Annotated in this window: 12 protein-coding genes and 2 pseudogenes; 9 read left to right on the top strand and 5 right to left on the bottom strand. The window is 59.6% G+C overall.

What is annotated here, in order from left to right; genetic code table 11:
* From CK215_RS30380 to CK215_RS32225, 3 genes and pseudogenes are all read left to right on the top strand, one after another.
* A pseudogene (locus CK215_RS30380) lies at positions 1 to 300 on the top strand (sorbosone dehydrogenase family protein); the annotation flags it as partial.
* 104 nt (positions 301 to 404) lie between these two features.
* Positions 405 to 539: an aldehyde dehydrogenase family protein gene (locus tag CK215_RS32365; protein ID WP_280953097.1), complete on the top strand. Its 135-nt coding sequence runs from the start codon at positions 405 to 407 to the stop codon at positions 537 to 539.
* A gap of 238 nt (positions 540 to 777) precedes the next feature.
* Positions 778 to 1095, top strand: coding sequence for an aldehyde dehydrogenase family protein (locus CK215_RS32225; protein WP_245418879.1), 318 nt, complete (start codon positions 778 to 780; stop codon positions 1093 to 1095).
* A 172-nt stretch (positions 1096 to 1267) separates the two neighbouring features.
* Here the strand turns inward: CK215_RS32225 and CK215_RS32220 are convergent, their stop codons facing one another.
* The 3 genes from CK215_RS32220 to CK215_RS30365 form a co-directional block, all read right to left on the bottom strand.
* The gene (locus CK215_RS32220) at positions 1268 to 1414 is read right to left on the bottom strand and encodes a hypothetical protein (protein WP_245418878.1); all 147 of its coding nucleotides are present in this window, start codon (positions 1412 to 1414) and stop codon (positions 1268 to 1270) included.
* A 355-nt stretch (positions 1415 to 1769) separates the two neighbouring features.
* Positions 1770 to 1949, bottom strand: coding sequence for a hypothetical protein (locus CK215_RS30370; protein WP_141245597.1), 180 nt, complete (start codon positions 1947 to 1949; stop codon positions 1770 to 1772).
* 280 nt (positions 1950 to 2229) lie between these two features.
* A complete protein-coding gene (locus CK215_RS30365; RefSeq protein WP_245418877.1) occupies positions 2230 to 2412 on the bottom strand; it encodes a hypothetical protein in 183 nt (60 codons plus the stop codon).
* 898 nt (positions 2413 to 3310) lie between these two features.
* Here CK215_RS30365 and CK215_RS30360 point away from each other — a divergent pair.
* From CK215_RS30360 to CK215_RS32360, 3 genes are all read left to right on the top strand, one after another.
* Complete coding sequence (locus CK215_RS30360; RefSeq protein ID WP_095833129.1) at positions 3311 to 3691, top strand: hypothetical protein; 381 nt, start codon at positions 3311 to 3313, stop codon at positions 3689 to 3691.
* A 484-nt stretch (positions 3692 to 4175) separates the two neighbouring features.
* Entirely contained in the window at positions 4176 to 4475 is a 300-nt protein-coding gene (locus tag CK215_RS30355; protein ID WP_095833128.1) for a helix-turn-helix transcriptional regulator, read from the top strand.
* Between the two features lie 422 nt (positions 4476 to 4897).
* Entirely contained in the window at positions 4898 to 5023 is a 126-nt protein-coding gene (locus CK215_RS32360) for a hypothetical protein (RefSeq protein ID WP_280953096.1), read from the top strand.
* 144 nt (positions 5024 to 5167) lie between these two features.
* Here CK215_RS32360 and CK215_RS30350 read toward each other — a convergent pair whose 3' ends face one another.
* Positions 5168 to 6460, bottom strand: a complete 1293-nt coding sequence (locus tag CK215_RS30350; protein ID WP_095833127.1) for an Nramp family divalent metal transporter — start codon at positions 6458 to 6460, stop codon at positions 5168 to 5170.
* Between the two features lie 498 nt (positions 6461 to 6958).
* Between CK215_RS30350 and CK215_RS30345 the strand changes: the two genes are divergently transcribed.
* The 3 genes from CK215_RS30345 to CK215_RS30335 all read left to right on the top strand — a co-directional run bounded on the left by CK215_RS30345 (position 6959) and on the right by CK215_RS30335 (position 8485).
* Positions 6959 to 7186: a polymerase gene (locus CK215_RS30345; protein ID WP_095833126.1), complete on the top strand. Its 228-nt coding sequence runs from the start codon at positions 6959 to 6961 to the stop codon at positions 7184 to 7186.
* 883 nt (positions 7187 to 8069) lie between these two features.
* Positions 8070 to 8258, top strand: a complete 189-nt coding sequence (locus tag CK215_RS30340) for a DUF3606 domain-containing protein (protein WP_066998553.1) — start codon at positions 8070 to 8072, stop codon at positions 8256 to 8258.
* Entirely contained in the window at positions 8255 to 8485 is a 231-nt protein-coding gene (locus CK215_RS30335) for a hypothetical protein (protein WP_066998556.1), read from the top strand. Before CK215_RS30340 ends, CK215_RS30335 begins: the two co-directional genes overlap by 4 nt.
* 14 nt (positions 8486 to 8499) lie before the next feature.
* Here the strand turns inward: CK215_RS30335 and CK215_RS32215 are convergent.
* Positions 8500 to 8623, bottom strand: a pseudogene (locus CK215_RS32215) (NAD(P)H-dependent oxidoreductase); the annotation flags it as partial.
* Positions 8624 to 8820: the final 197 nt, after the last annotated feature.

Genomic DNA, 8820 nt, shown 5'->3' with positions numbered 1-8820 from the left:
CTGGGACTGGCCTTCTCCAGCCGCGCGTCGCTCGGCACAGCCTATGGCAACGGCGCATTCGTTGGCCAGCACGGCTCGTGGAATAGAAGCGTACACAGCGGTTATAAGGTGATCTTCGTGCCATTCCGCGGTGGTAGACCGAGCGGGGCCCCGAAGGATGTGCTCACCGGCTTCCTCGGAAATGATGGCAAGGCGATGGGCCGTCCGGTCGGCGTTGCTGTCGATCGGGCCGGCGCGCTGCTCGTCGCCGACGATGTTGGTAATGTCATCTGGCGGGTCAGCCGAGCGAAGGTGCGTTAGCGCCAGTGCCTTTCTGGCCGTTTTTTCGCAAACCGCGATCTCCAGCGTATTCGCATACAATGACTGTTTGCGGGGCACAGCAAGATCTTACCTCTGCCGCCGAGATGCCATTCATCGTGCTCGACGGCTCCGATCTGGAAGCGGCGCTCGATGGTGTGATGGTCGCCAAGATGCGCAATGCCGGCGAGGCCTGCACCGCGGCCAATGCGTCCAGGCGGCATCCACGATGCGTTCGCTGAGGCTTACGCAAGCGCATGGCGGCGCTCGCGTTCGGCCCGGGCACGGACCCTAAAACCGAATGCAGGCCGATGATCACCAGAAAGGCCGTGGACAAAGATCGATCCGCTGGATCAGGACGCGGTTGGCCGCGGCGCGAAAGTCCCGTGTGGCGGCGCCGTGTGAGGGTTTCTTCTACCCGCCAACGGTTTTGAGCGACCTGCCGGAGGACGCCTGGCCCATGAGGAGATATCTGGGTCCGTGACGCCAATCAGCAGCTTCGAGGATGCGGCGGAGGCCACTGCAAAGGCGAACAGCACCGAGTATGGCATTGCCGCCTATATCTACGCACGCAATCTTGCCAAAGGCACCAGCATGGCATCCAAGATCGAGTCCGGTATGATCGCGCTCAATCGCGGTCTGATCTCCGACCCTGCCGCCCCGTCGGCGGCGTCAAGCACAGCGGGCTTGGGCGCGACAGCGGCCAGAAGCATGGCAAAGGCCACCTCTGGGACGGTCGAACGAATATTTCGCTATTCGCCATGCGCTACCACCCGACAATCGGGACTCGGGCGATGAGTCCGCGCTTCAATGACATCGTAGAGGCGCACCGGCAACTTCCCTGGCCAGCAATTGTTCCGACGGTTTGGCCAGCACTGAGCCGAACGCTAATGGCGGGCCCGCTTGTCAGGCGTCATCGCATGCTTCGTGACCTGAAGGTTCCGTCAGCCATCGGCCGGCGGCCCTGCACTCATGGCAGAAGATCACCTTCACCATCAATGAGGCAGCCATGGTGCGGCCCGAGCCGCTTACAAGTCAGGCAGTCGACCGATAGCCCTGTGCCGGCCTCCAGCTTTTTGCCGAGCGTGTCTTCCGTAAAGGGAAATTTCATTGTCATGGCGAATCCTGGTGAAACTGGGGTCGCGGCACCTGTGAGGATTATATTCCTGATCGCCAGGCGATTGCCAGAGGTTACGCGATCACGCCATGTCCTTTTGAGGTAGAGATTAGCTATCTTGCATGTGCGGCGGACCGCTAGTTCGCCAGGCCGGCGCCAGGCTCAGGCAATTCTCCCCACGAGAAAAGGCGCCGGTCACCTTAGCCCGCCGCTGGGTGTGGGGGCACACCGAGCGGCGGGTTATCGGATCTGCCGAACATTGGCATCCTCTTAACGAGGTAGAAGCCAGCGCCCACGCTGTCCCGCATCATGTTGTTGGTAGTCAATTCGGGAAAGAATTCTGCCCCGCGTCCACTCAATGCCGCGCCTTCAGGAAATGAGCCTCTCGAAGCAGGGCAGGAAAGTCTTGCGCGTCGTCGGTCGGATGGCCGTGACGCGCCAGCTTTTCTATGAGGGCGCGCTGGCGGGCAATAGGCGCCTCGCCTTCGCGGAACTGGCGCTCTGCCATTTCCAAGAGAGTTTCGCTGCGCGGCATGGCGTTAGCGACGGCGGTTCCCTGCATCCTGTAGCTGCGACCAGGATCAGGCCCATCGCAGCGAAAACGATGACGGCCACCATAGTGATCTCAAAGCCCTTGTCGGCATTGCCTATTTTTGTTGTTGGCCATGGTTCATGCCTTACTGCTAACAAACTGGAGCACCGCCCATGGGCGACACAACCCATCAAACCCCAGCTGGCCCTGTCATCTGGCGAGGGCGGAAGCGCGCTGTGGTTTAAAAATGATTGTAGGTCCGGAGTGGCATCTATTCGCTGCCTCAGTCGGCCAAGCCCCCACCGTGCTGCATCGCTTCGCTCAGAAGGTGAAACACGCTATCGACCTCCTCGTATATCTCTTTGGGCGCGATGCCCTGGCGCCCAGCAGTAGCCAGGAGTTCAAACACAAGATCGGCAATTGCCCCTGGGTCTTCGGTGCTCACGTTTGGCAGATGTTCTGCCATCCATCGGCCCAGAAATTTCAAAGCCCGCGCGCTCATGCTGAGGAAAATCTGGCCGCTACCTTAGGGTCCTTCCTCGAATCGGTCGCATGCAAGAACCCGCTCGCTTGAGGGGGACGAGGGGGTTCCAGTCTTTCAGACGGCACGGGTAGATGCCAGGACGACCCGTGCCGTCGCGACCATGATCGCATGCCCGTTGAGATGTTCTATTCAGACAGAAGTCGGAGAGACTGACACTTTGGTCCCTATGCTGAAACCTTCGCCTCGCTGCAGCATTTGATAGAGCCGGCGGAATGCGTCACCTTCCTCGTCGATAGCAGCTAGAGAGGTGCCCGCCGTTCCCTTCCTGGAGTGACGAGCATCTGTGTGAGTAGAGAGCCAAGGCCCCAGCGCTGATCAGCTCAGTGCTGGGGCTGTCTGTTCGCCGACGACCGGCGCGCCCGACTCAACCTTGATCTTAATAATCGGGTGCCCGCGTACGTCGCGGATGGCGCGTAGCAAATCGCGGCTATCGGCACCGTCAGCCAACGCGCACTGGCAATCTCGTCGCCCTTTACAGGCCAGTTGGCGCCGCGGATCGCAGAGTGCTCGTGGCCCATCTGGCTAATATCGCCGCGGATCCTAGCGGCTATGGCCGACAAGACGGCGGCGATGTGCGAACCAAGATGGTAGGTGTAGCCAAAGGCCGCTGACCTATTTGCCGCGAAAAGCTGTGAACGGGGCGCTTGCCGGCTATTGGGGAGTCAAGGCGGGTCATAGGCGACTCGCGAAGGTGGAGGCGTGCAGCTGCGATCCCGCTTCAGCTGGTTGGATAGTCACTACAGAAATTCCTTGTGAAAAGAAGCTGGGAATGTTCGGACGTCACTATTGCTAATCGTGGCAGACAGCGCACTGTCGCAACATGGTGGCTGGGCACGTCGAAATCGTCCTGTTTGAGCAGTCGATCGCCGACCCCGATGGCATCCAGCGACCGTTCTCCGACAGGGTGGCCGATGCCGCGCACAAGACCGCGGGATCACTGTTGTTCGATGTGCGTATCGACGGCGACGCTAAGGTTCAGAGAATGGCCGCAATAGGTTATGAGAACGCACACGCTGCTGTAGTTGTGCTTGAGAAGGGCGGCCAACTGAAATGTGCCTCAGTAAATGGCGACGCTACCGTTCTTGTCGCAGACTTGGCTGCTTGGGAGGCATCGCCGTTAAGGGAACATGTGCACGCCGAATACCGCGGCACGGCACTGATCTTGCTGGCGAAGCTTCGTAGCTCTGGCCACTTCAAATAGGGCTTTTTACAGAGCCTCGCCTCGCCGCTGCCCCCATTCAGCCAGCCCATCTGCGCAAAGCTCCGCCTCGCCTAGCGCTGCGGATCTTAATGACGAGACCGGCGATCATCTCGGTGCCAGCCTCGTTGAATGCCGTCACGGCAATTCAGCTGTCGTGATATTTGCCAGCCCTGCCCCGCTGCCGCGCGCGAATTGCAGGCGGCGGGCCTGCTCACGTTGTAGGAAAACGAAACATCATCGCTCGCCAGGACAGCGGCTCAGCGTGCGTACTCCCGTCCCCGCGCAATGGGTCTCGGAGTGATAAGTTTACGCCTGTGTTGCTGGGGCAGGTTTATCGGCCGAAGACAGAGCCTAGCAGCCCGACCGCGCGATCTCTTCGCGGGGCTCACGAACATTTGAGGACCCCTGAAGAAGCCGATGGACGCTCCGGGACGAGGCGAGCTAGCATCCGGAATATTTTAGGGATATTGAATGTTCCACGCCTATGCCCAACCGAGACTTACTGTCGGGGGAACAATCAAAAGCCGCACGAGCTCTGTTGAGCTGGTCGCGAGTGCGGCTCGCGGCCAGGGCGCATGTTAGCGAACCGACGATCCTCAAATTTGAGAACGGGTCCAGGAACCTGAATCGGCGCCATGCTGCCGCTATACGCCGGGCTCTGGAGGATGCGGGAGTTGTCTTTAGCCCCGGTGGTCCATTGCTACCTCGCTCCGAAGGTCCGAATGATGAACGCCAGACGGACAGTAGGATGTGGCGGCGGCGGCAGACGAAACGCACGCCCTAGAAACCTCGCACTCCTATGAAGGTGTTTCGGCCTGGTGTCCGCGCGAATAGGTCAGGGTGATACGCTTGCCGCCGCAAACGGCGCATTTCATCTTCAGCCGCAGCCGGCGTGGGCACCATGGCTCGCTCGTTCAGAGAGCGGATACCAGCCTTCAATTTTGCCGAAGTCCAAAGTGATGCGGCTTGGCCTCGACAAGGTGACACGGATCTAGATGATTGTCGCTGCCTGGCCCAACTGAGACAGCCGGCGTCCTTCGGGCTAATGTCGGGCGAATAGGTCAGCGTGACACGATTGGCGCTGCAGATCATTTCGACCAGACGTCGGAAGCGGTTACGAAAGGATTGCATGTTAAGACGCCCACGGGATTGCCGATCCTATATTGATCTCGTAAATCGTGATCAAATTCCGCTAGGGTTCTTGAGATGAATGAAGACGATTCGAAGGGTGCTTCGGCAGAGGATGTGCGGCACGCTCTGAAGGGATGGGCATTTTTCTTAGTCGTGACGACCGCCATTTTTGGCGTTGCCTACGCGCTGATTGAGATGTGATGGCCGCCCACCGGACCCGGCGGGACGGCTTGCCCGAGAAGATCGGGGAGCAACTTTGCCTTGCTGGCCTGGACCGTGCTTCGGGATTTCCTTTGCTTCGCCTTCTCTCGGCTTGGGGCGGCTACTCAGCCCGCACTTTGCACCTCAGATAAACCAGGTCGCAACCAACCCCAGTGAAGCTGAAAAGATTGCGACAGTGGTAGCCCACCCGAGTGCGTTGGTTCCGCGGCTGTTGACCTTATCTCCCATGATACGCGGGTTGTTGGTCATCAGCACTATGAGAAGGAGCAAGGGGGGCGTGGAAAAACCCTGCACAATGCCGGACCAGACAAGTGCCTTCATCGGGTTGAACCCGAGAAAATTCAACCCTACCGCAATCAGCGTAAACACGCCGATCGCAGCGTAAAACTTTGGGGCCTCTCGCGGCTTGGCATGCAGACTGTGGTCCCATCCAACTGCCTGCGCCAAATCGTACGCTGCCCCGGTGGTCATCACCGGAACTGCGAGAAAGCCAACTCCGATCACGCCCGCGGCGAAAAGCACACTGGCAGCGGCTCCTGCAAGTGGCTTCAGCGCCTCAGCTGCCTGGGCGGCGGTCTCGATGTCGCGCTGCCCGGCGTCGTAGAGTGTCGATCCGGTCGACAAGATGATGAAGTACATGATCACGTTTGAGAACATCATGCCGATCAGGATGTCGCGGCGGGAGCGCCGCAATTCGGCTTGGGTGGCTCCCTTTCGCTCCTCAAGCGTGGTTCTGCCCGCAGCAATCTCCTCCTCGACCTCTTCGTTCGATTGCCATGTGTAGAGATACGCCGAAAGGGTCGTGCCGATTATGGCCACCAGGATCGAGAAAAACTCGCGGTTGAATTGGACCTTTGGAACAAGTGTGCCCCACAGCACCGCTGCTGCGTCGGGGGCGGCCAATACAGCTGAGCCGACATAGGCCAGCAACGCAAGCGCGAGCCAACGGAAGACGTCGCGTATCAGTGTATAGGAACCCCAAAGCTGGAGAGCGAAAATCACAGCCGCAACCGCGCCCACAATGATCGGAATGGGAACCGGAAGAAAGATATTGATCGATGCTGCCATTCCACCAAGATCGGCGGCTGCTTCGATCGTGTTGCCGATCAGCACACCGACAAGAACCGTCCAAAGCAGCCATCTTGGATAAAAATCGCTTATCACCTGGAAGAGGCCGCGGCCAGAAACCTGTCCCAGCTTCGACGAGAGATAGACGACCGTGTACATCATCGGGAGCGTTACAGGAGCGGTCCAAAGCAGGTCAGGGCCAAAGCGGGCGCCGGCACTCGCGTAAGTGCCTATGGCTGAGCAATCGTCATCGGCCGCGCCGGTGATCAGTCCGAGTCCGAGGGCCCGTCCTAAGCCGTCTTTCTTGTTTTCCTTGGATGGAGTTGTCTTCGGCTCGCGAGGGGTCATTCCGGCGATGCCGCGCTGAGGGCCAGATATAGCGCCACGACCAGGAGATCGAGGTAGAGCATGCAGAATATAGTTCGGGACATGCTGTTGAGCCCCCTGTGATGGCCCCAAATCTCGCAGGCGGCAGCTTTGTTCCCAGCCCGTGGGGAGATTTCCCCGCATGAGACAACTTCCGATGTTCCCGTTGGGCGGCTGACCTTAGCAAGGGAACATTGGACCTCAGTCGGGCGCCACATCACCTCCTTTACCTTGGACGGCCGGCGCAGCCAGATCTTCTAGGCCTGCCCAGACTGCCGTTGCTGCCGAGTTCGCTGGCCCGTGTGAGACCAAGGTCCCATCCTTCAATTCAAAAGTCGCATCGACGAAACATATTGCCCGCTCTTCCATTGGGTTCGGGACTGGCGAGTAACGCGTCCCTTCGTCGTGAGTTTCTTGTCGAGTCGGACACCCGCTGCGACCTGCGAAGCGGCGGGTGTTTCATTGCCGGGAGAAAGCGTCGTGCAACTGGGCGAGATGATTGCCAACCTCTGCGCCGCCCTCGTCCTGATCTGCCTGGTCGCCACTGTGTTCCTGCTGGCAGGAAAACCTCTCTGGCCTGATCAAGAGGCTAAGATGGTGATCCTTCTGCCGCCGGACGCGATGACAACCGCGTCAGTCGCGAGGCCAACCCACCCGCGTTTACCTGACCACGTCGATGCCGGCCTCGTGGAGCCAAGGCCTGACTAGCGCCGCCTGGGAATAAGCCGGCGGGCAGCCGGTCCATTGAGACCGGATTCACTATTCGTTCATGATATTAGCGCACGCTGATAAGCAGGCATGGCAAGTACCGCGTACACGGCTATGGCCCCAGCGTTGATCCCCCCTCAGCGCTGGGGCTTTTTACCCCTACCGTCATTCCGAGTTCAATTCTGATCTGCATGAGCTGAGTGCCATTCGGATCTCGGACCGTGCACACCAGGTCGCGGTATTGGGTCGCCGGTGGCCCGCCACCATTTTCCGAACGATTCGAGCGCCCTTTTCTTGGCCGACTCAGCGCCGGGAAGTAGGACACCGCGTGCATCGTCACCACTAAAGATGAAATGAGGCATGGTAGGCTTACCTCGTGCGGGAAAGGTCACCTAATCATTTCGTAAAAGCTGGCCTGACAAAGCACTCGGAAGGAAGGCGGGCGACCCGGCCTGCGTGCGGCGGAGTCGGGGGACGACTTGAGCGGGACAGGCCGGGCCTCTTACCCCGTCAAGAGCCGGGGCAGATACACATTATGCGCCCCTTTGCAGTGACCCACATTAACATTTTCTAAGACTTAGCTAATAAAGAGCCCGGCAAACAGCCTCAGGGGTGCGCCGCCTGCAGGCGTCGGGGCCCATTGGGCTGGCAAGGCCGGGCTTCGCCCCGTTTGGCAGGGCAAGTCTGCATGATGCGCCTTTCGCCGGCTGGCACTAGGCGTACCTTTGTCGCGGCTAATCAGCGTAAGCGACGGGCTTCATGTTGCCACCTGACGGCAACACCCAAGGGGATCGACCTGCCGATTTGGCGCGCCCGCAAGCGGATAGGAGGAACATTCTCGCCTCGTCCGTCTTTCCTTAGGCCAGAGAGGAGGAACGGAACCATGGCGGACGACAAAAGCAAACGCGATGCGCGCGATCGCGACCGTGTGTCGGGGGATCAGGAGTATGAGGTCGGCTACTTCGCCAGCAAGTTCGGACTCTCGATCCCTCAGGTCCGCGAGCTGATCGCGAGGCATGGAAATGACCGCGAGACCCTAGAGCGTGAAGCAAAGGCGCTAGGCACTCGATGAGCCGCTACTTCTTCGACACGTTCAACGGCTCAGCTCACGTGACCGATGAAACCGGCGCGGAACTGGATGACATGCAGGCGGTAAGGCGGGAGGCCTCGACGGCATTGGCCGAGATGGCGGCCGAGATTGTTCCGATCGAAGACCGGCTCGAACTCTTCGTCGATGTTCGGGATGAAGCGGGTGCCCGGGTTCTTAAAGCTCGTGCGATCTTCGAAATGTTCGAGTGAACTGGCTGCATGCTCAAGGCGTGACGCTCGCCGCCTCTGGTTTGCGGCGAGAAGCACCGGCTTACCTGAGTCAAGGAAGTGCTTGAATAGTCCGGTGTAGCTACCCTTGTAGGTCGGGTCGGCAACGAGAACGTCCGCGCACCACGTGTGAAACTATGGGCTGGGCCTGCGCTCGAGGTCGCGCCAAGGTTTGGCATGGCGGTGCGAAGGAACATTCCTGATGCAAAGTGGTTCGGGCGGATCCCAACACTGGAGAACCCTCATGTTCATGCACAATAAGCGACTGCAATACACCGTCCGTGTGTCGGAGCCGAATCCGAAACTGGCGTGCATGA

Origin of the sequence: Mesorhizobium sp. WSM3864 (assembly GCF_002294955.1) — a bacterium.
GTDB lineage: Bacteria > Pseudomonadota > Alphaproteobacteria > Rhizobiales > Rhizobiaceae > Mesorhizobium.
Note: the sequence above shows the minus strand (reverse complement) of the source record. Positions and strands in the feature narration are given on the sequence as shown.

What these genes read in the sequence shown, in the direction of transcription:
- CK215_RS32365 (WP_280953097.1), top strand. Translation starts at nt 405, where the DNA reads ATGCCATTCATCGTGCTCGACGGCTCCGATCTGGAAGCGGCGCTCGAT.
- CK215_RS32220 (WP_245418878.1), bottom strand. Translation starts at nt 1,414, where the DNA reads ATGACAATGAAATTTCCCTTTACGGAAGACACGCTCGGCAAAAAGCTG.
- CK215_RS30370 (WP_141245597.1), bottom strand. Translation starts at nt 1,949, where the DNA reads ATGCCGCGCAGCGAAACTCTCTTGGAAATGGCAGAGCGCCAGTTCCGC.
- CK215_RS30365 (WP_245418877.1), bottom strand. Translation starts at nt 2,412, where the DNA reads ATGGCAGAACATCTGCCAAACGTGAGCACCGAAGACCCAGGGGCAATT.
- CK215_RS30360 (WP_095833129.1), top strand. Translation starts at nt 3,311, where the DNA reads ATGGTGGCTGGGCACGTCGAAATCGTCCTGTTTGAGCAGTCGATCGCC.
- CK215_RS30355 (WP_095833128.1), top strand. Translation starts at nt 4,176, where the DNA reads ATGCCCAACCGAGACTTACTGTCGGGGGAACAATCAAAAGCCGCACGA.
- CK215_RS32360 (WP_280953096.1), top strand. Translation starts at nt 4,898, where the DNA reads ATGAATGAAGACGATTCGAAGGGTGCTTCGGCAGAGGATGTGCGGCAC.
- CK215_RS30350 (WP_095833127.1), bottom strand. Translation starts at nt 6,460, where the DNA reads ATGACCCCTCGCGAGCCGAAGACAACTCCATCCAAGGAAAACAAGAAA.
- CK215_RS30340 (WP_066998553.1), top strand. Translation starts at nt 8,070, where the DNA reads ATGGCGGACGACAAAAGCAAACGCGATGCGCGCGATCGCGACCGTGTG.
- CK215_RS30335 (WP_066998556.1), top strand. Translation starts at nt 8,255, where the DNA reads ATGAGCCGCTACTTCTTCGACACGTTCAACGGCTCAGCTCACGTGACC.